This is a genomic window from Nocardioides sp. Z13_37, assembly GCF_058355585.1.
In genome coordinates this window covers 879,904-898,699 of sequence record NZ_JBZGDV010000002.1, presented here as the reverse complement: position 1 = coordinate 898,699, position 18,796 = coordinate 879,904, and the positions used below count along the sequence as shown (strand labels likewise).

General features: G+C 72.3%; 18 protein-coding genes. 4 read left to right on the top strand and 14 right to left on the bottom strand.

Annotated elements, in window-relative coordinates; all coding sequences use genetic code 11:
• The first annotated feature begins 419 nt into the window (after positions 1-419).
• Complete coding sequence (locus tag AC4H2S_RS09300; RefSeq protein WP_491496674.1) at positions 420-941, top strand: hypothetical protein; 522 nt, start codon at positions 420-422, stop codon at positions 939-941.
• Here the strand turns inward: AC4H2S_RS09300 and AC4H2S_RS09295 are convergent.
• Genes AC4H2S_RS09295 through hisD form a run of 6 tightly spaced genes read right to left on the bottom strand, consistent with a single transcriptional unit; the run spans position 908 to position 5,799 of the window.
• A complete protein-coding gene (locus AC4H2S_RS09295) occupies positions 908-1,540 on the bottom strand; it encodes a hemerythrin domain-containing protein (RefSeq protein ID WP_491496673.1) in 633 nt (210 codons plus the stop codon). The genes AC4H2S_RS09300 and AC4H2S_RS09295 overlap by 34 nt on opposite strands.
• Before the next feature lie 54 nt (positions 1,541-1,594).
• Complete coding sequence (locus tag AC4H2S_RS09290) at positions 1,595-2,038, bottom strand: DedA family protein (protein ID WP_491496672.1); 444 nt, start codon at positions 2,036-2,038, stop codon at positions 1,595-1,597.
• Positions 2,039-2,064: 26 nt separating this feature from the next.
• Entirely contained in the window at positions 2,065-2,721 is a 657-nt protein-coding gene (hisH, locus tag AC4H2S_RS09285; RefSeq protein ID WP_491496671.1) for an imidazole glycerol phosphate synthase subunit HisH, read from the bottom strand.
• A complete protein-coding gene (hisB, locus tag AC4H2S_RS09280) occupies positions 2,718-3,326 on the bottom strand; it encodes an imidazoleglycerol-phosphate dehydratase HisB (protein ID WP_491496670.1) in 609 nt (202 codons plus the stop codon). The genes hisH and hisB overlap by 4 nt, the downstream gene beginning before the upstream one ends.
• Positions 3,323-4,486 carry a histidinol-phosphate transaminase gene (locus AC4H2S_RS09275; protein ID WP_491496669.1) on the bottom strand — a complete coding sequence of 388 codons (1,164 nt, stop codon included), beginning with the start codon at positions 4,484-4,486 and terminating at the stop codon, positions 3,323-3,325. The genes hisB and AC4H2S_RS09275 overlap by 4 nt, the downstream gene beginning before the upstream one ends.
• Complete coding sequence (gene hisD / locus AC4H2S_RS09270) at positions 4,483-5,799, bottom strand: histidinol dehydrogenase (protein WP_491496668.1); 1,317 nt, start codon at positions 5,797-5,799, stop codon at positions 4,483-4,485. Before hisD ends, AC4H2S_RS09275 begins: the two co-directional genes overlap by 4 nt.
• 78 nt (positions 5,800-5,877) lie before the next feature.
• Here hisD and AC4H2S_RS09265 point away from each other — a divergent pair, with 78 nt between their 5' ends.
• Both AC4H2S_RS09265 and ybaK read left to right on the top strand, forming a co-directional pair.
• The gene (locus AC4H2S_RS09265) at positions 5,878-6,543 is read left to right on the top strand and encodes an LON peptidase substrate-binding domain-containing protein (RefSeq protein WP_491496667.1); all 666 of its coding nucleotides are present in this window, start codon (positions 5,878-5,880) and stop codon (positions 6,541-6,543) included.
• 14 nt (positions 6,544-6,557) lie between these two features.
• The gene (gene ybaK / locus AC4H2S_RS09260; protein ID WP_491496666.1) at positions 6,558-7,049 is read left to right on the top strand and encodes a Cys-tRNA(Pro) deacylase; all 492 of its coding nucleotides are present in this window, start codon (positions 6,558-6,560) and stop codon (positions 7,047-7,049) included.
• A gap of 27 nt (positions 7,050-7,076) precedes the next feature.
• Here ybaK and AC4H2S_RS09255 read toward each other — a convergent pair whose 3' ends face one another.
• The 4 genes from AC4H2S_RS09255 to AC4H2S_RS09240 all read right to left on the bottom strand — a co-directional run bounded on the left by AC4H2S_RS09255 (position 7,077) and on the right by AC4H2S_RS09240 (position 14,210).
• Entirely contained in the window at positions 7,077-8,822 is a 1,746-nt protein-coding gene (locus AC4H2S_RS09255; protein WP_491496665.1) for a DUF3352 domain-containing protein, read from the bottom strand.
• 69 nt (positions 8,823-8,891) lie between these two features.
• Complete coding sequence (locus tag AC4H2S_RS09250) at positions 8,892-9,461, bottom strand: hypothetical protein (protein ID WP_491496664.1); 570 nt, start codon at positions 9,459-9,461, stop codon at positions 8,892-8,894.
• A complete protein-coding gene (gene dnaE, locus AC4H2S_RS09245) occupies positions 9,458-13,033 on the bottom strand; it encodes a DNA polymerase III subunit alpha (RefSeq protein ID WP_491496663.1) in 3,576 nt (1,191 codons plus the stop codon). Before dnaE ends, AC4H2S_RS09250 begins: the two co-directional genes overlap by 4 nt.
• 160 nt (positions 13,034-13,193) lie before the next feature.
• On the bottom strand, positions 13,194-14,210 hold the full coding sequence (locus tag AC4H2S_RS09240; protein WP_491496662.1) for a DUF2332 domain-containing protein: 1,017 nt from the start codon (positions 14,208-14,210) through the stop codon (positions 13,194-13,196).
• Positions 14,211-14,276: 66 nt separating this feature from the next.
• Here AC4H2S_RS09240 and AC4H2S_RS09235 point away from each other — a divergent pair, with 66 nt between their 5' ends.
• Positions 14,277-15,407, top strand: a complete 1,131-nt coding sequence (locus AC4H2S_RS09235) for a ThuA domain-containing protein (protein WP_491496661.1) — start codon at positions 14,277-14,279, stop codon at positions 15,405-15,407.
• A 106-nt stretch (positions 15,408-15,513) separates the two neighbouring features.
• Here the strand turns inward: AC4H2S_RS09235 and AC4H2S_RS09230 are convergent, their stop codons facing one another.
• Genes AC4H2S_RS09230 through AC4H2S_RS09215 form a run of 4 tightly spaced genes read right to left on the bottom strand, consistent with a single transcriptional unit; the run spans position 15,514 to position 18,785 of the window.
• Positions 15,514-16,212, bottom strand: coding sequence for a GNAT family N-acetyltransferase (locus tag AC4H2S_RS09230; protein WP_491496660.1), 699 nt, complete (start codon positions 16,210-16,212; stop codon positions 15,514-15,516).
• Positions 16,202-17,140, bottom strand: coding sequence for an RluA family pseudouridine synthase (locus tag AC4H2S_RS09225; RefSeq protein ID WP_491496659.1), 939 nt, complete (start codon positions 17,138-17,140; stop codon positions 16,202-16,204). The genes AC4H2S_RS09230 and AC4H2S_RS09225 overlap by 11 nt, the downstream gene beginning before the upstream one ends.
• Positions 17,137-17,799, bottom strand: a complete 663-nt coding sequence (lspA, locus tag AC4H2S_RS09220) for a signal peptidase II (RefSeq protein ID WP_491496658.1) — start codon at positions 17,797-17,799, stop codon at positions 17,137-17,139. Before lspA ends, AC4H2S_RS09225 begins: the two co-directional genes overlap by 4 nt.
• Positions 17,772-18,785 (bottom strand): TraR/DksA family transcriptional regulator, encoded by a 1,014-nt coding sequence (locus AC4H2S_RS09215; protein ID WP_491496657.1) that lies wholly within the window; start codon positions 18,783-18,785, stop codon positions 17,772-17,774. Before AC4H2S_RS09215 ends, lspA begins: the two co-directional genes overlap by 28 nt.
• Positions 18,786-18,796: the final 11 nt, after the last annotated feature.

Here is an 18,796-nt window from a genome sequence, read left to right as displayed (position 1 = left end):
CGGCAACCATGACCCCGCCCCACACCCCGCCCCCGATGTGTCGCCGCGCCCACGACCGGATCGGCCCCCGCGCAGAGCTCGCGGAAGCGCAACGAACGGAACCGAACCAGCGCCCAGCCGCCCCTGACCGTCGCGCCGGAGATGCGGCGCAAGCGCGACCCGGGCCGACCTCGCCGGTCACCGTTCGCATACAGCGACACGTGCCGTCCACCTGCGAGGCCTCGATGTCCGGATCAGCGACGAGCTCCTGGATCAGCGAAGGCGTGCCGCCGACGATCGTGCTGTCGTAGTCGATGGCGGTGGAAGATCCGAGCGTAGGCAGGGAACGTGCTCGTGACGAGGTCGACGACCCGGCCGTGGAAGTGGTCCGCAACGGCCGGGCCGAGCGGCGTGCACCGATCCGGACTAGCGTGGAGCCCGTGATCGGGGACCGGTGGGGCGTCAGCGACGAGGAGGTGCGCCGCGGCTACGGGTGCGACGCCTTCGTGCCCGAGCCGACGCTCGAGGCGTGGCGTGGGGTCACGGTGGACGCGGAGCCGGCGACCGTGTGGGCGCGGCTGAGGCAGGTGCGCCTCGCGCCCTACTCCTACGACCTGCTCGACAACCTCGGGCGGCGATCGCCGCGCGAGCGCCTCGACGTGCCCGAGCCCCGGGTCGGCGAGCCGTTCACCCGCGCGCTGGGCGGCGACCAGGGGCGGGTGCTGGCGGTCGAGCCCGGCCGCGAGCTGACCGCGACGGTCATGGGAGCCCACCTGACGTACGCCGTCGCGCCGGGGTCGGACGGCACCCGCCTGCTGCTCAAGGTGATCGCCTCGACGCCGCGCTGGGTGGCGCCGCTGCTGTCGGTGGGCGACCTGGTGATGGCACGCAGGCAGCTGCTCACGCTCAAGCGGCTCGCCGAGGACGATCAGCGCCAGACGGGCGCGACCTCGCGGCGGTAGCGGCGGGCGACCAGCCGGGTCAGCGCGGTCACCACCGGGCCCGGGATCTCCGCACGCAGCGACGACAGCTCGCGCTCGCCCGCACCGTCCTGCATCCACGCCAGGGCGTTGGCGGCGTCGACCGTGCTGGCCGGTCGCAGCTTCTTGGTCAGCGCCTTGAACTCGGGGTCGTCGTGGAGCTCGGCCACCACGCCCTCGACGTCGCGCTCCTCGTGGTCGAGGTGGCCGTTGATCACCTCGCGCGCGCGGGCCACCTCGTCGGCCGCCGCGGTGGCGTTGACCGCGCTGGGCGCCGCGACGACGGCGTCGAGGCTGGTGGACACCGCCGTCAGTGCGTTCTTCATCGCGACGTGCTCGGCCTCCATCTCCCCCAGCAGGGCGAGGTCGACGCCGCGCGCCTCGAGGAACGGCCAGATGTGCTCGTCCTCGGCCTCGTGGTGGTGCGTCAGCTCGCGCACCAGGTTGCGCCAGGCGGTGCGGATCTGCGCGGCACGGGCCGCGTCGCCCTCCCGGAGGGCGCGCAGCGCCTGCTCGGTGCGGGAGACGTCGCGGCGCACGGCGGCATGGATGATCTGGTTCATGCTCAGCTGCTCGGTCACGCCGCGAACCTAACCCCGCGGCCAGCGCCCCCGCGACCCTGTTTTTGGGGGTCGTCAGCGCGGCGCGCGGCGGCGCAGCAGGTGGCGCACCAGCACCGCCGTCGCCGCCACGGCGGCCAGCACGCCCAGCAGGGTCCACGGCCGGGCGCTGCCCCAGAACGTCTCCACCACCGCGATGCCGACTGTGAGGTAGACCCCCGCCCAGAGCAGGGCGCCGAGGAACAGGGCGGGTAGGTAGCGGCGCAGCGGCATCCGCAGCGTGCCGGCCGCGAGGTTGACGGCCGTCTGCACGCCCACGGTGAGGAAGCACAGGGTGACGGCCGGCGCTCCGAAGCGGCGCACGACCTCCTCGCCACGCGCCAGCCAGGCGTTGTCGAGCGACCACCGGCGACCCGCGGCGCCGCGTGCACCGCGCCCGATCAGGTAGGTCCCTCCGGCCCGGCAGAAGGCCACGACCACCAGGAAGGCGTAGAGGGGGACGACGGGCCAGTCGGGCACGCGGTCATCCTGACAGCCGCGCCGACCTAGCCCGTGGGGAGGGAGGCCGGAAGGGACGCCACCCAGTTGCGCAGCAGCGCGGCACCGGCGTCGCCGGACTTCTCGGGGTGGAACTGCGTGGCGGAGAGCGGGCCGTTCTCCACCGCGGCCACGAACCGGTCGCCCCCGTGCTCGGCCCAGGTGACCAGCGGCGCCGTGGTGCGGTCGTTGGTGACCAGCTCCCACTCGCGCACGCCGTAGGAGTGCACGAAGTAGAACCGCTCGTGCTCGATGCCGTCGAAGAGGCGCGACCCCTCGGGCACCTCGACGGTGTTCCAGCCCATGTGCGGCACGACGTCGGCCTGCAGCCGGTCGACGGTGCCCGGCCACTCGTCGCAGCCGGCGGTCTCGACCCCGTGCTCGACCCCACGCGCGAAGAGGACCTGCATGCCCACGCAGATGCCCAGCACCGGGCGTCCGCCTGCGAGGCGACGGCCGATGATCCGCTCGCCCTTGATCTCGCGCAGGCCGGCCATGCACGCGGCGTACGCCCCGACGCCCGGCACCACGAGCCCGTCCGCGGCGAGCGCGGTGTCGAAGTCGCTCGTCAGCGTGACCGTCGCGCCGGCGCGCTCGACCGCGCGCACGGCCGAGCGGAGGTTGCCCGAGCCGTAGTCGAGGACGACGACGTCGGGAGCGGTCACAGGCTGCCCTTCGTGGACGGCACGCCGGTCTCGCGCGGGTCGATCGCGACCGCGTCGCGGAAGGCGCGGGCGAAGGCCTTGAACTGGGCCTCCACGACGTGGTGCGGGTCGCGGCCGCCGAGCACCCGCACGTGGAGCGCGAGGTGGGCGTGGAAGGAGATCGTCTCGAAGACGTGGCGCGTCAGCGAACCGAGGTAGGTCGCCCCGGTGCCGCCGATGGCGACGTACTGCTGGCCCTCGGGCTCGCCGGTGTGCACGCAGTAGGGCCGGCCCGAGACGTCGACGACGGCCTGGACCAGCGCCTCGTCGAGCGGCACGGTCGCGTCGCCGAAGCGGCGGATCCCGGCCTTGGCGCCCAACGCCTGCCGCAGCGCCTGGCCCAGCACGATCGCGGTGTCCTCGACGGAGTGGTGGGCGTCGATGTGGGTGTCGCCGCTGGTCGTCACCACGAGGTCGACCAGGGAGTGGCGGGCGAACGCGTCGAGCATGTGGTCGTAGAAGCCCACGCCCGTCGACACCTCGGAGCGGCCGCTGCCGTCGAGGTCGACCTCGACGAGCACGCTGGACTCCTTGGTGGTGCGCTCGATCTTCGCGGTGCGGCTCATGCCGGCTCCTCCGTCTTGTCGTACGTCGTGTGGTGGGTCGTGTCGTCGAGGTCTCGGACCGTGTCGAGCAGGGCCCCCTTGAACGCTGCCATCTCCTCGGCCGTGCCGATCGAGACCCGCAGCCACCCGTCGGGCCCGGTCTCGCGGATCAGCACGCCGCGCTCGACCAGACCCTGCCAGACGGCGTGCCGGTCGGCGAACCTGCCGAACAGGGCGAAGTTGGCGTCGGAGTCGGCGACCTCGAAGCCCTGCTCCCGCAGCCACGCCACGGTCGCGTCGCGCTCGGCACGCAGGTCGTCGACCCGGCCGAGCAGCTCGGGCGCGTGGCGCAGGGCCGCCAGCGCGGTCGCCTGGGTGACCGCCGAGAGGTGGTAGGGCAGCCGGACCACCCGGAGCGCGTCGCAGATCGCCGGGTCGGCGGCGAGGTAGCCCAGCCGCGCACCGGCCAGCGCGAACGCCTTGCTCATCGTGCGGGTCACCACGAGGTTGCGGTGGGCGGGCAGCAGCTCCAGCGCGCTGGGGGTGCCGGCACGACGGAACTCCCCGTAGGCCTCGTCGACCACCACCAGCCCGCCGGGCTCGTAGGACGCCGCCGCCTCGCAGAGCATCGCGACGGCCTCCGGCGGCAGCGCCGTGCCCGTGGGGTTGTTGGGGCTCGGCAGCAGCACGATCGTGGGCCGGCGCTCCTCCACGAGCCGACGGGCGGCGTCGAGGTCGATCGAGAAGTCGTCGGCGCGGCGGCCGGCGACCCACTCGGTCATCGCGTCTCGGGCGTACTCCGGGTACATCGAGTAGGTCGGTGCGAACGACAGCGCGACCCGCCCCGGACCGCCGAACGCCTGCAGCAGCTGCAGCATCACCTCGTTGGACCCGTTGGCCGCCCACACCATGTCGGGCGTGATGCCCGAGCCGCCGGAGGTGTCGAGGTAGGCGGCGAGCGCGGTGCGGAGCTCGACGAACTCGCGGTCGGGGTAGCGGTTGAGCGTGGCCGCGGCGCGGCCCACCGCCTCGGCGATGTCGGCGGCCGCCTCGGGCGAGGGACCGTAGGGGTTCTCGTTGACGTTGAGCTGTACGGGCGCCTGCTCCAGCGTGAGCTGGGGCGCACCGTAGGGCTCGATCCCCCGCAGGTCGTCACGCAGCGGCGGGAAGGACGCGCTCATCGCTGCGAGCGGTCCGCGAACCGCGAGCTCACGCCGGCGCCGTGGCCGGGCAGGTCCTCCGCCTCGGCCAGGGTCACGACGTGGTCGGCGACCTCCGCGAGCGCCTCGCGGGTGTACTCCACGTGGTGCACGCGACGCATGAACGAGTGCACGCCCAGCCCGGAGGAGTGGCACGCGCAGCCCGCGGTGGGCAGCACGTGGTTGGACCCCGCGCAGTAGTCGCCCAGCGCCACCGGCGACCACGGCCCGATGAAAACCGCGCCGGCGTTGCGCACGCGCGCGGCCACGGCGCGCGCGTCGCGGGTGTGGATCTCGGTGTGCTCGGAGGCGTAGGCGTTGATGACGTCGAGACCCTGGTCCACGTGATCGACCAGCACGATCGCGGACTGGGGGCCGCCGAGGGCCGCGGCGACGCGCTCGCCGTGGCGGGTCGCGGCGACCTGCTTGTCGAGCTCGGCCTCGACCTCGTCGGCGAGGGTGGTCGAGTCGGTGACCAGCAGCGAGGCGGAGGTGCCCCCGTGCTCGCACTCGGTCAGGAGGTCGGCGGCGACGAACGCCGGATCCGCCGAGTCGTCGGCGAGGACGGCGATCTCGCTCGGACCGGCCTCGGAGTCGATGCCGACCACGCCGCGCAGGAGCCGCTTGGCGGCGATCACGTAGAGGTTGCCCGGGCCGGTGACCAGGTCGACCCGCCGGCAGGGACCCGCGCCGTAGGCCAGCATCGCGATCGCCTGGGCTCCGCCGACGGCGTACACCTCGTCGATGCCCAGCAGCGCGCAGCCGGCCAGGATGGTGGCGTCGGGCAGCCCGGTCTCGCGGGTGGGCGGCGCGGCGACGCAGAGGGACCGTACGCCCGCGACCTGGGCGGGAACGACGTTCATCACGAGCGTGGACACCAGCGGCGCCAGTCCGCCCGGGACGTAGAGCCCGGCGCGGTCGACGGGGATCGAGCGGTGGGTGACGAGCGCGCCCGGGGCGACCTCGACGACCGAGTCGGCCTCGACGTCGGCCTCGCAGGTCAGGCGGAGACGACGGATCGACTCCTCCAGCCCGGCCAGGACCGCCGGGTCGAGCGCTTCGAGGGCATCTCTCAGCGCCTCGGGAGGCACCCTGGGGTCGGGCACGTCGACACCGTCGAGCTCGAGGGTGAGCGCGCGTACGGCGTCGGCTCCCCCGGTCCGGACCGCCTCGATGATCGGCGCCACGACATGCGTGGCGGCCTCGACGTCGAACTCGGCGCGAGGCACGCTCGCGCGGTAGTCGACGGACGCCGCGTCGGCGCCCCTCAGGTCGATGCGACGGATCAGGGACATGCCCCGATTCTAGGTTCCCGGGCGGCACGCCCCTAAGTGGCGCGTGCTGGGTGGACAACGGCCACTAGTGTCGAGGGTGTGAGTGATCCGCTGCCGATGTTCCCGCTGAGCACCGTGGTGTTCCCGGGCATGGCCGTGCCGCTCCACGTCTTCGAGGACCGCTACCGGATGCTCGTGCGGCACCTCCTCGAGGTGGACGACCCGGCGGAGCGCGTCTTCGGCACGGTCGCGATCCGCGAGGGCTACGAGGTCGGCGACCACGGTGCCCAGTCGGTCTACCGCGTCGGCTGCGTGCTGCAGCTCACCGAGGCCGAGCGTCGCGACGACGGCACGTTCGACATCGTGGCCGTGGCCCGCGAGCGGCTGGTGCTCGAGGAGATGCAGCGCGGCGTCGACTTCCCGCAGGGCCTGGCGGTGGTCCTCCCGGAGCCGGAGGTCGAGGTCCCCGCCGAGGTGCTCGACCGGGCGCGCGCGACCTTCACCGCGTTCCGGGCGGCGATGACCGAGCTGCAGGGCGACCCGTTCAGCGGCACGCTCCCGCGCGACCCCGACTACCTGGCCTGGACCCTCTCGGCGCTCGCCCCGCTCCCGATGGCCGAGCGGCAGTCGCTGCTCGAGGCCGCCGACGCCACCGAACGGCTCACCCTCGTGACCCGGCTGCTGACCGAGGAGCTGCGCGCCATCAACGTGATCCCCTCGCTGCCGGCCACGCAGGTCGCCCGCACCGCCTGGTCGCCCAACTAGGCCCGGTGCCGACGGTGGCCAGGAAGGCGCGCGGCTCCGCAGGTACGCCGGCCACGGTCGCGCTGACGGCGGCGGGGGTCCCGTTCTACGTGCGCGCCTACGAGCACGACCCGCGCGCGACGTCCTACGGCCTCGAGGCCGCCGAGGCGCTGGGAGCCGACCCGGCGCGGGTGTTCAAGACGCTGCTCGCCTCGCTCGACGGCTCGCTGGTGGTCGCCATCGTGCCCGTCGCCGGGCAGCTGGACCTGAAGGCCCTGGCCCGCGCCCTGGGCGGCAGCAAGGCCGTCATGGCCGACGTCGCCGCGGCCGAGCGGGCCACGGGATACGTCGCCGGTGGCATCTCCCCCGTCGGTCAGAAGCGCCGCCACCCCACCGTGCTGGACGCCTCGGCGCTGGACCACGACACGATCCTGGTCTCCGGCGGTCGCCGCGGGCTGGACATCGAGCTCGCGCCGACCGACCTGGTGGCGGTCACCGGAGCGGTGACCGCCACCATCGGCCGCTGAGACGGCCTGTCGACTCGTCGCCGTGCGTCAGTCGGTCGTGATCTTGACCAGGCCGTGGACGACCTCGTCGTCGACCCAGCCGCTGACGCCGAACGCCGCGAGCGGCTCGAGGTTCTTGCTGGCCTCCGGCGAGTCGCCGGTGAGCCGGACGAGCCAGTCGTCGTCGGCGTTGAAGTTGACGAAGAGCACGGTCTGCGCCTCGGGTGCGACCACGTCGGAGTAGGCGGCGCTGTCGCCGAGGCCCTTGCCGTCCTCGAGGGTGCCGCGGTAGCCGTCCGCGAGGGCCAGCACGGCGTAGCCGTCGCCCTCGGTGACCTGCATGAACTCGGCGAGCTCCGGGCCGGCCTGCGCGGTGATCTTGTCGAGCACCGCCTGGATCTCGCCGGCGTCACCGTCGATGCGGATGCCGACGGGGACCTCGCCGGGACCGCCGTTGGCCACGGCGTCGGGGTCGAGCCCACTGCCCAGCGAGACGGTGAGGCCCTCACCGAGGAGCGTCTCGAGGTCCTCGGGGAACGCCAGGCCGGTCTCGGCCTCGAACTGGGCGAGCTGCTCGTCGATCGTCGCGCTCTCCTCGGGCAGGGAGGACTTCAGGTAGTCGAGCATCGCACCGGCCCAGCCCTCCTCGAGGGACATGCCGAAGGCCGCGACCGTGTCGTCGGGAAGCGCGGCGACCATCTCGGCACCGGTCTCGCTGTCGAGGAACTTGGTCATGTCGGGCTGGTAGTTGCTCGTGGCGTACTCGATCTCGACCGCTCCGTCGTCGAAGCGGACCGTGGCGGCCATGCCGTCGAAGTCGTCGATCATCTGCTGGAGCTCCGGCGGGACCTCGTCGGACGCGGTGTCGGACGAGGACGCGGGCTCGGTGAGGCACGCGTCGATCTCCTCGGTGGTGGTGGCCTCGGACAGGCACTCGGAGGAGAGCGCCATCGGGTCGCCGGCGCCGCCCAACAGCGGTCCGCCGAGCGTCGCGCCGGTGCCGGCGAGGTCGTCGACGTACTTGGTGACGCCCTTGCCGACGTACATCGACATGAAGCCGTCGTCCCCGGCCTCGCCGGTCCACTGCTCGAACGCCGCGTCGCCCGCGAGCGTGGAGCCATCGGCCGCCGCGACGACCTTCTTGGCGATCTCGCGGGTCTCCGCGATGACGATCCAGTCGCCGTCGACGACCCATCCGCCGACGTCGGTGCTGGTCTCGTAGTCGCTGTCGTCGCCGCCGTCGCCGGTCGCGTCGTCGCAGGTGTCGACCAGCGTGGACAGGCCGTCCTCGGCCTTGCCGGAGTCGGTGGTCTGCACGACGCCCACCGGCGTCGGCTCGTCCTCACCGAGGTCGACCATGGCCATCGCGGCGCGCGATCCCAGCCACGGCTTGATGTCGGCGTCGTAGTCGAGGCCCTCGCACTCGCCCGAGGACGTGATCTCCTCGAAGAGGCGCTCGCGGAGGTCCTCGTCGCTCTTGATGTCAACCTGGTCGGTGAACCCGGGGAACTTGCGCAGCGTCTTGATGGCCTCGATCTTCTGCCCGCCGCTCGGGTCGAGGTCGACGCTGAAGTAGGCGACCGTGGAGGCCGGCAGCGCCTCGGCGGGCTGCGACCCGGTGGCGAAGAAGCTGGTGGCGGCCCAGGCGCCGCCGGCGATCACCGCACCGCCGGCGACGATCGCCCCGAGGGCGATGAGCCGCTTCTTGCTGTCGTCGCCGGGCGCCGGCTGCGCCGGACCCGATCCGTCCAGGTACTCCGGCCCGTCGGCCGGTCCGCCCGTTGTCATGCTCATGTCGTCCTGCTCCCCCACTGCACGGGTCCCGGCGGCGCCGGGACTGTCTACTTGCGTTCGGTGGCAACCCTACCCACGCGCGCGCCTCGCCGTGGCCCAGTTGCCGCCCAGATAGATCGCCGCCAGCCCGAGCATCGCCCCACCGGGCAGCGCGAGCAGGGCCGTCGAGTGCCAGGGCACCCGGCCCCGGTCGGGCGCGGTCAGGCCGAGCTCGCCCGGCAGCTCGGTGTAGTCGGGACTGGCTGCGGCCAGCGCCTGGGGGTCGGGCGGCCCGAGTGCGGTGCCGACGGCGTACATCGCCGCGGCGCCGACGCCGGCAGCCACCAGCACGGCCAGGACGGTGGCCCGCTCGTGGCCCCGCCACCTGCCCACCAGCACGGCCAGCACGACGCCGAGCGGGAAGGCGATCAGGACGTAGAGCGCGACAGCCTGGAACGACACGTCGGGACCGGCCGGCTCGAGGTACCACTGGCTGTCGTAAGCCAGCCCGGTGGTGGGCTCCGCCAGGCGCTCCCACAGCACCCCGGCGGCCGCGCCTGCGCCGACGAACAGCACGAACACCCGGAGCAGGCGCCGCCGCAGCGATGAGGACCCGGCCTCGTCCTCGGCCGGCCCGGCCGCGTGCCTGGCGTCGCTCATCCGGTCAGGCAGCCCGGGCCGAGCAGCTGCTTGAGGTCGGCGAACAACGCCGGGCTCGGGCTCACGCGCAGGTTGTCGTCGAGGCGCAGCACCTTGGTCGAGCTGCGGGTCAGCAGACGCAGCTGCACCTCGGTCATGCCCGGGTGGGTGCCGAGCACGTCGCGCAGCTGGGCCACGACGGGCGGGGTGCACCGCGTCGAGGGCAGGCTGATCACGACCGGGCCGGCGGGCCCCTGGGTGAGGTCGGGCGCGGTGACCTCCTGGGCGCGCAGCTCGGGCTGGTCCTTGTCGCGGGAGAGCTGCCCCTTGATCCGGACGATCTGGTCCTCGACGAGGAGGGTCGAGGCGAGGGTGTAGGCGCTCGGGAAGAGCAGCACGTCGATGGCGCCGTCGAGGTCCTCGAGCGTGATGGTGGCCCACGGGTCGCCGCGCTTGGTGATCCTGCGCTGGACCGAGGTGATGAGGCCGCTCACGGTGAGGGTGGAGTTGTGGGCGCGGTCCTCGTCGAGCATCAGCTGCCCGATCGTGCAGTCCGTGCCCTGCGAGAGCACGTGCTCGAGGCCGAGCAGCGGGTGGTCGGAGACGTAGAGGCCGAGCATCTCGCGCTCGTGGCCGAGCAGGGTGAGCTTGTCCCAGTCGTCGATGTCGGGGATCGTCACGCTGACGCCGAAGCCGGCGTCGTCGTCGCCGTCGCCGAGCCCGGCGAAGAGCGAGTCCTGGCCGATCGCCTCGTTCTTCTTCAGGTCGACGAACTGGTCGACCGCTGTCTCGTGGACCGCCGCGAGCGCGCGGCGCTTGTGCTTCATGTCGTCGAAGGCGCCGGCCTTGATCAGGGACTCCACCACGCGCTTGTTGCACACCAGCGCGGGGACCTTCTCCATGAAGTCGTTGAAGTCGAGGTAGCGGCCCTTCTCCTCGCGCGCGGACACGATGCCGTCGACGACGTTGCTGCCGACGTTGCGCACGGCGGTCAGGCCGAAGCGGATGTCGTTGCCCACCGGCGTGAAGTTGGCGTGCGACTCGTTGACGTCGGGCGGCAGCACCTGGATCTTCATCCGCCGGCACTCGTTGAGGTAGATGGCCATCTTGTCCTTGTCGTCCTTGACGGACGTGAGGAGCGCGGCCATGTACTCGGTGGGGTAGTTGGCCTTGAGGTAGGCCGTCCAGTAGGTGATGACGCCGTAGGCGGCCGAGTGCGACTTGTTGAAGGCGTAGTCGGAGAAGGGGAGCAGGATCTCCCAGAGCTTGTCGATGGCGCTCTGGGGGAAGTTGCGCTCGAGCATGCCCGCCTGGAAGCCGGCGTACTGCTTGTCGAGCTCCTCCTTCTTCTTCTTGCCCATCGCCCGGCGGAGGTTGTCGGCGGCGCCGAGGGTGAACCCGGCGAGCACCTGGGCGATCGCCATCACCTGCTCCTGGTAGACGATCAGGCCGTAGGTCTCCCCCAGGACCGGTTCGAGCGCCTCGGCGAGCGCCGGGTGGATCGGCTCGATCGGCTCGCGACCGTTCTTGCGGCGGGCGTACTTGTTGTGGGAGTCGGCGCCCATCGGGCCGGGGCGGTAGAGGGCGCTGACGGCGGTGATGTCGGCGAACTGGTCGGGCTGCATCGAGCGGAGCAGCGCGCGCATGCCCGAGCCGTCGAGCTGGAACACGCCGAGAGTGTCGCCGCGGCCCATCAGCTCGTAGGTGGCACGGTCGTCGAAGGGCAGCTCCTCCAGGACGACGTCGAGGTCGCGGTTGACCTTGATGTTGGACAGCGCGTCCTCGAGGATCCGCAGGTTGGACAGGCCGAGGAAGTCCATCTTGACGAGCCCGAGCGACTCGCACATCGGGTAGTCGAACTGCGTGATCACCGCCCCGTCCTGCGGGCGGGCCATGATCGGCACGATGTCGATGAGCGGCTCGCTCGACATGATGACGCCGGCCGCGTGCACGCCCCAGTTGCGGATCTGGCCCTCGAGGCCGAGCGCCGTCTCGTAGATGGTGCGGACGTCGGCGTCCTGCTCGTGCAGCGCGCGGAACTCGCCGCCGTCGTGGTAGCGCTTGTGCTGGGGGTTGAAGATCTCCTTGAGCGGGACGCCCTTGCCCATCACGTCGGCGGGCAGCGCCTTGGTGATCCGGTCGGAGATCGCGAAGCCGTGGTCGAGCACGCGCGCGGCGTCCTTGATCGCCGCCTTGGCCTTGAGCCGGCCGAAGGTGGCGATCTGCGCGACCCGCTCGGCGCCGTACTTCTGGCTGACGTACTGGATGACCTCGCCGCGACGCGCGTCGTCGAAGTCGATGTCGAAGTCGGGCATCGAGGGGCGCTCGGGGTTGAGGAAGCGCTCGAAGAACAGCCCGTGCTCGAGCGGGCACAGGTCGGTGATGCGCAGGGCGTAGGCCGCGATCGAGCCCGCACCCGAGCCACGGCCGGGACCGACGCGGATGCCGTTGCCCTTGGCCCAGTTGATGAAGTCGGCGACCACGAGGTAGTAGCCGCAGTAGCCCTTCTGGGAGATGATCGCGAGCTCCATCTCGACCCGGTCGCGCACCTCCTGGTCGAGACGGTCGCCGGGGTAGCGCGCCTCGATGCCGCGCCAGACCTCCTTGCGGAACCACGAGTCCTCGGTCTCGCCCTCCGGCACGTCGGCGCGCGCCATGTAGCCGCCCGTGGACTCGGTGAACTCGACCTCGCAGCGCTCGGCGATCGCGAGGGTGTTGTCGCACGCCCCGCCCATGCCGTACTGGTCGGCCCACAGGGCGCGCATCTCGGCCGGCGACTTGATGTAGTAGCCACCGCCGTCGAACTTGAGGCGGTTGGTGTCGGCGAGCCGCTTGCCCGACGCCACGCAGATGAGGGCGTCCTGGCCGGCGGCGTCCTCGGGGTTGGTGTAGTGGGTGTCGTTGGTGACGATCGCCGGCAGGTCGAGCGTCTTGGCGATCTTGAGCAGGTCGTCGCGGGTGGCGCGCTCGGCCGCGATGCCGTGGTCCATCAGCTCGAGGAAGAAGTTGTCCTTGCCGAAGATGTCCTGGAACTCACCGGCCGCCTTGAGCGCCTCGTCGTACTGGCCCAGCGTCAGCCGGGTCTGGATCTCGCCGGAGAGGCACCCGGTGCTGGCGATGATGCCCTTGGCGTAGCGCTGCAGCAGCTCGCGGTCCATGCGGGGCTTGTAGTAGTAGCCCTCGAGGCTGGCCAGGCTCGCGAGCCGGAACAGGTTGTGCATGCCCTCGGTGCTCTCGGCCCACATCGTCATGTGGGTGTACGCGCCACCGCCGGCGACGTCCTTGCCGCCCTCCTCGGCAGAGTCGCCCTTGCCCCACCGCACCCGGCGGCGCTCGCCGCGCATGGTGCCGGGCGTGAGGTAGGCCTCGATGCCGATGATCGGCTTCACGCCGTGCTTGCGGGCCTTGCTGTAGAAGTCGTAGGCCCCGTGGAGGTTGCCGTGGTCGGTCATCGCGATCGCCGGCATGCCGAGCTCGGCGGTGCGCTGGAACAGCCCGTCGAGCAGGGACGCGCCGTCGAGCATGGAGTACTCGGTGTGCACGTGCAGGTGCACGAAGTTGCCCGCTGAGCTGTCTGTGGAGCCGGACGACATGGAGGAGACTTCCGCACCTTTCTTCGGTCGCTGACGGTGTCACTGGCGGGGTCGGTGGCGACTGCCAGGCGGAGAGGGGGAAGGCAGTCAGCCTACGTCAGTCTGACCGGCGCCACCGACAGGACACACGCCCCGTGCGGGAGGGTGGCGGGCGCCACGCTCACAGCCAGTGGATCGCGTGCCCGTGGCCGTGGCTGTACGCCATCGGGGTCCCGTCCAGGGCCGTGACGAACCGCCCCGAGGGGACGTCGGCGTCGCCCGTGACCGCCGGCAGCACGTGGCGCCCCTCGTTGCTGATCCACCGGCAGCGCCCGTCCGCGACGAGGCCGGTCATCAGCTCGTGGAACCGGCGCCGGTCGGGCTCCTCGAGGTAGGCGATCACGGCGGAGTGGAACACCACCGGGGTGCCGTGGGGCGCGGCCTCGTCCAGCAGCGCCGGCAGGTGGTCGAACAGGTCGCCGCGGCGCAGGACCGGTGGGTCGTGGCGGGCGACCTCCACGGCGGCGCGGAGGCGCTGGCGGCGCTCGTCCTGCTCGGGCCAGACGAGGTTCTCCAGCCACCGCATCGCGTCGGCGTCGGCCACGTCGAGCGGATTGAGGTCGACGCCCCCGCGCCAGACGACCTCGGGGTGGCGGACGGGCACCGGCAGCGGCCCGGTGGCCGCGGCCGTCAGGACCGGGCCACCGCTCCCCCGCAGCCCACCGACGGGCGGCCAGGCGTAGTCGTAGCGGTCCGGGTGGAGGCACAGCCCGGCGCTCGCGCCGACCTCGACCAGCGCGAGCGGACCCCCGACGAGTCCGAGGACCGGGGTGAGGCTCGCGAGCCGGCCGACCTCGTTGGTCTGCGTCGCCCGGGACATCACGGTCGCCCGCACCTCGGGCTCCTGCTCGAGCAGCACCCGGCGCAGGACGGCGTACGGCGCCGGGGCGGGAGCGCCGTGCCACCGGGCGGCCGCGAACACGAGGTTGGGCTGGCGCTTGAGCGGCGGCAGCGTGCCGAGCCAGGCCAGGACCTCCTCGTCCGTGGACACGCCGAGCGCCCACTCCTCGAAGCACGGCGAGTCCCCCGCGGCGTAGGTCGCGAAGTCGCGGTACTCGCTCACCACGTCGTCGTAGAGCAGCACGGCGTCATCATGCCGGACCGCACGGGGGCCGTTGACCACGGTGACGGTCGTCACTACCGTGCCACCTGTTCCCATTTGTTGGGAACCCAAACAAATCCCCCCATCCCGAGAAGGACCCCCATGAGGAAACCGCTCAGCCTGCTCGCCACCGGCCTCTGCGCCGGCGCGCTGCTCCTGACAGGTACGACGCTGGCCCCGGCCGGCGCCGAGCCGAAGGCCGCCCCAGCCCCCGCCGCCGAGCCCTACAAGGTGCTGGTCGTCGGCAAGACCCTCGGCTTCCGTCACTCCCACATCGACGAGACGACCAACGCGGTCATCGAGATGGGCCGGGACAACGGATTCACCGTCGACGTCTGGGACCCGCCGATCGGGCGCTCCGCCGGTCAGCCCGACCTGACGCTGGCCACGACGCCGTTCACCAGCACCGAGGCGCTCTCCCAGTACGCCACGATCATGTTCGCCTCGCCGGTGGACGGCACCAACAACCAGAACCCGGCCAGCCCCCGCACCCTCGACGACGCGGAGCTCGCGGCGTTCCAGGGCTACATCCGCCAGGGCGGCGGCTTCGTCGGCCTCCACGCGGCGACCGACGAGATGCACGCCGTGCCGTGGTTCAGTCGCCTGACCGGCGGCTCGGCGCGGTTCCTGGCCCACCCCGCCCAGCAGCAGGCGACGATGGTCGTGGAGAGTCCCAACCACCCCTCCACCACGATGCTTCCCAAGCAGTGGTCGCGCTTCGACGAGTGGTACAACTTCACCGCCAACCCGCGTGAGGACGTGCACGTCCTGCTCACCCTCGACGAGTCGACCTACAGCCCGGGTCGCGGTGCCATGGGCGCCGACCACCCGATCGCCTGGTGCCACAACTTCGAGGGCGGTCGTGCCTGGTACGAGGGCGCCGGTCACGTCGAGTCGTCCTACACCGACCCGCTGTTCCTCGCCCACCTGCTCGGTGGCATCGAGTGGACCGCCGGCATCGTCGAGGGCGGCGGCAACTGCGTGACGTTCCCGGAGGTCGTGGCGATCACCACCGACCTCGCCGACAACGGCGGCAACCGCAACGCCAAGCTCGGCCGCGACGTGGCCGAGTACCTCGCCGCCGCCGAGGCGGCTGCGGACGAGGGCGACCACGCCGGGGTCGCGCACATCCTGAAGAAGGCCAAGGGCAAGGCGCACGGCCTGCAGGACGCGACACTCGTCGCCAAGATCGGCGACCTCGTCGAGTGGCAGTCGGGACTCGTCGGCTACTGAGCCGACCCGCACCGCTCGCCCGGTCACCGGGCACCGACGCACGGCCGGCCACTCCCCGACCCGGGGGGTGGCCGGTCGTCGTGCGTGTCGTCGTGCGTGCGGTGGCTCAGCGGGACGCGTCGAGCGCCTCGGCGATGATCACGTCGACGATGCGCCCCACCCGCTCGCGACCGAGGGCGGGGGCCACGGCGGCCACGCGGCCAACGATCTCCGCCTCGCGCTCGGGGTCGCGCTCCGTCGACGGCTTGACCGCCTGCACGGCCCGGGTCAGGGCCGTGCGGCGGGCGAGCACGTCGCCCAGCACCAGGTCGGTCTCGTCGATCAGGCCGCGCAGGAAGGCCAGGGGCTCCGATCCGGGCCAGGCCACGCGGATGTCGGGCGCGTGCTCCTCGTTGGCCGAGCCGTCGGTGCGCTCGAGCTCCAGGCAGCCGTGGCGGGCGTAGAACGCACGGGCGGGCGCGTTGGTCTCGAAGACCCACAGGCAGAACCCCCGGGGCCGCGTCGAGGCGACGAGCTCGAAGAGCGCGCTCCCCACCCCGTGGCCCTGGTGGGCGGGGTGCACGTAGAGGTCGTCGAGCCAGGTGGTTGTCCAACGGGCGTAGCCGGCCGGCTCGCCGCCGCGCTCGGCCAGCCACACCTCGTACGACGACAGGTCCCAGCCCGCGACCCACTGTCGGACCTCGTGGTCGGGGTGCGCAGGCGGGGGGAACGCGTCCGCCGCGGCGCGACGCGAGGCCAGGTGCAGCTCGGCGACGACGGCGAGGTCGTCGGGGGTGACCGGACGGAGGGTGAGGTCAGCGCTCATCACGGATGACATCGAGCGCGTGGGCGAGGTCGTCGGGGTAGGTGGACTCGTAGGTGACGTACTCGCCCGTCTCGGGGTGCTCGAAGCCGAGGCGCATCGCGTGCAGCCACTGCCGCTCGAGCCCCAGGCGCTTGGCCAGGGTCGGGTCGGCGCCGTAGGTCAGGTCACCCACGCACGGGTGCTTGAGCGCGCTCATGTGCACCCGGATCTGGTGGGTGCGGCCGGTCTCGAGGTGCACCTCGAGCAGGCTGGCGAAGCGGTGGGCCTCGAGCGTCTCGTAGTGGGTGATGCTGGGGCGGCCGTCGGCCATCACGGCGAACTTGTAGTCGTGGTGCGGGTGGCGCCCGATCGGGGCGTCGACCGTGCCGGCGAGCGGATCGGGGTGTCCCTGCACGAGGGCGTGGTAGGTCTTGTCGACCGTGCGGTGGCGGAAGGCGTTCTTGAGCACGGAGTAGGCGCGCTCGGACTTGCAGATCACCATCACGCCGCTCGTGCCGACGTCGAGGCGCTGCACGATGCCCTGCCGCTCGCTGGCGCCGCTGGTGGAGATGCGGAAGCCCGCGCCAGCGAGGTGGCCGACGACGGTGGGGCCCGACCAGCCGGGTGAGGGGTGCACGGCCACGCCGACGGGCTTGTCGATCACGACGATGGCGTCGTCGTCGTGGATGATCCGGATGCCCTCGACGACCTCGGGGACGACCTCGAGGGGGTCGTTCTGCGCGGGGATCGTCACGTCGAGCATCGCGCCGGCGTCGACCCGGTCGCTCTTGCCCACCGCGGAGCCGTCGACGTGCACGAGGCCCTGCGAGATCAGGTCGGCCGCCCGGGTGCGGGAGAACCCGAACATCCGGGCCATGGCGGCGTCGACGCGCTCGCCCGCCAGGCCGTCGGGGACGAAGACGGTGCGCTGGTCGGCGTGGGTCGTCACGTCGGCCCCTGCTCCGGCTCGCGCCCGGGCTGCTGCCCGGGCTCCGGACGTGCCTCGACCTCGTCGGACGCGGCCACGGGCTCGGCGTCGGCGTTCGCGTCTGCCTTCGCGTCGGACTCGCGGCTGCCGTCGAGGCCGATGCCGCGGAAGGTCTGCAGGATGATCAGGCCGGCCGCGACGTTGATGCACACGTCGGCGACGTTGAACACCGGCCACTTGGGCAGCATCAGGAAGTCGACGACGTGGCCGTGGAACGGCTCGGGGTCGCGGAGGATGCGGTCGGTGAGGTTGCCCGCGACGCCGCCCAGCAGGAAGCCCAGGGCGAGCGCCCACCCGGTGGTGGCGATCCGGCGGCTGATCCACAGCACCACCACGACCGCGACCATCGCCAGGCAGGTGAACACGATGGTGAAGTCGGTGCCGGTGCTGAACGCGGCGCCGGGGTTGAACGTCAGGTGGAACGTGAGCCAGTCGCCCAGGACCGGGATGTCACCGTCGGCCAGTGCGCTGAGAGCCCACTCCTTGGTGCCGAGGTCGACGGCGTAGGCCGTGACGGCCACCGCCGCGAACAGCAGCCGGGCGTCGACGCGTCGACGACGGGCCGTGGCCTGATCGGCCGGGTCGCTGGACTTCAGCGACGCTCCTCGCGCTGCTTGCATGACATGCACAGTGTGGCATGGGGCACCGCCATCAGCCGATTCTTGCCGACCGGGTTGCCGCAGGAGTCGCACACCCCGTAGCTGCCGTCGTCGATGTGCGTCAGGGCGCGCTCGATCTGCGCCAGCGTCTCGCGCTCGCGGGCCAGGACGGTGAGCTCGTGGTCGCGCTCGAAGCTGGTCGCCCCGACGTCGGCCTGGTCGTGCCCGGCGCCGTCGCCGGCGTCGCGCATCAGGCCGGCCAGCTCCAGCTCCGACTCGCCCACGATGGCGGCCAGGCGGTCGCGGTGCTCCTTGAGCTCCTTGACCACCTCGTTGAGCTCGCTCCTGGTCCACGGGCTCTCGCCCTCGAGGACCACGAGGGTGGAGGGGGTCGCCTTGCGGACCTTCTTGGCCGGCGCGGCCTTCTGGGCGGGCGTCGGAGCGGCCTTCGTCACAGGTGCAGCCTTCGTCGTCGTGGTGGGTGCGGGAGTGGCGCGAGCCGACCGGGTCGCGGCCGCCTTCTTCGCCGGGGTCTTCGTCGGGGTCTTCGTGGGGGTCTTCGCGGGGGTCTTCGCCGCGGTCTTCTTGGCGGTGCTCGAGGCCGGGGCCTTCGCGGCCGTGGCCTTCTTGGCGGGCGCCCCCGTCGCCGGAGCCTTCGTGGCGGCGGTCTTCCTGGCGGAGGGCTTCGTGGCGGGAGCCGTGCCGGCCGGTGCCTTCTTGGCGGGCGCCCTGGTGGCCGGCGCCGTGCCGGCCGGTGCCTTCTTGGTGGGCGGCTTGGTGGCCGGTGCCGTGCCCGCCGGGGCCTTCGTGGCGGCCTTCTTGGCCGCCGCCTTCTTCGCGGGTGTCCCTGCGGCGGCGCGCTTCTTCGCGGCCGGGCCGGTGGCTGCCGCCTTCTTCGTGGGTGCGGCCGACGACTCCTGCGCGGGAGTCGTCCGGGTGCGGGAGATCACCCGCTTCGCTGCGGCGGCGGCCGTGCCGGCCAGGGACTTGCGCGTGCTGCCAGCCATCCGAGGGCCTC

Coding starts and splice junctions, on each gene's coding strand:
- hisB (WP_491496670.1), bottom strand. CDS start 3,326: ATGAGCCGCACCGCGAAGATCGAGCGCACCACCAAGGAGTCCAGCGTG.
- AC4H2S_RS09275 (WP_491496669.1), bottom strand. CDS start 4,486: ATGAGCGCGTCCTTCCCGCCGCTGCGTGACGACCTGCGGGGGATCGAG.
- hisD (WP_491496668.1), bottom strand. CDS start 5,799: ATGTCCCTGATCCGTCGCATCGACCTGAGGGGCGCCGACGCGGCGTCC.
- AC4H2S_RS09255 (WP_491496665.1), bottom strand. CDS start 8,822: ATGAGCATGACAACGGGCGGACCGGCCGACGGGCCGGAGTACCTGGAC.
- AC4H2S_RS09250 (WP_491496664.1), bottom strand. CDS start 9,461: ATGAGCGACGCCAGGCACGCGGCCGGGCCGGCCGAGGACGAGGCCGGG.
- dnaE (WP_491496663.1), bottom strand. CDS start 13,033: ATGTCGTCCGGCTCCACAGACAGCTCAGCGGGCAACTTCGTGCACCTG.
- AC4H2S_RS09235 (WP_491496661.1), top strand. CDS start 14,277: ATGAGGAAACCGCTCAGCCTGCTCGCCACCGGCCTCTGCGCCGGCGCG.
- AC4H2S_RS09230 (WP_491496660.1), bottom strand. CDS start 16,212: ATGAGCGCTGACCTCACCCTCCGTCCGGTCACCCCCGACGACCTCGCC.
- lspA (WP_491496658.1), bottom strand. CDS start 17,799: ATGCAAGCAGCGCGAGGAGCGTCGCTGAAGTCCAGCGACCCGGCCGAT.
- AC4H2S_RS09215 (WP_491496657.1), bottom strand. CDS start 18,785: ATGGCTGGCAGCACGCGCAAGTCCCTGGCCGGCACGGCCGCCGCCGCA.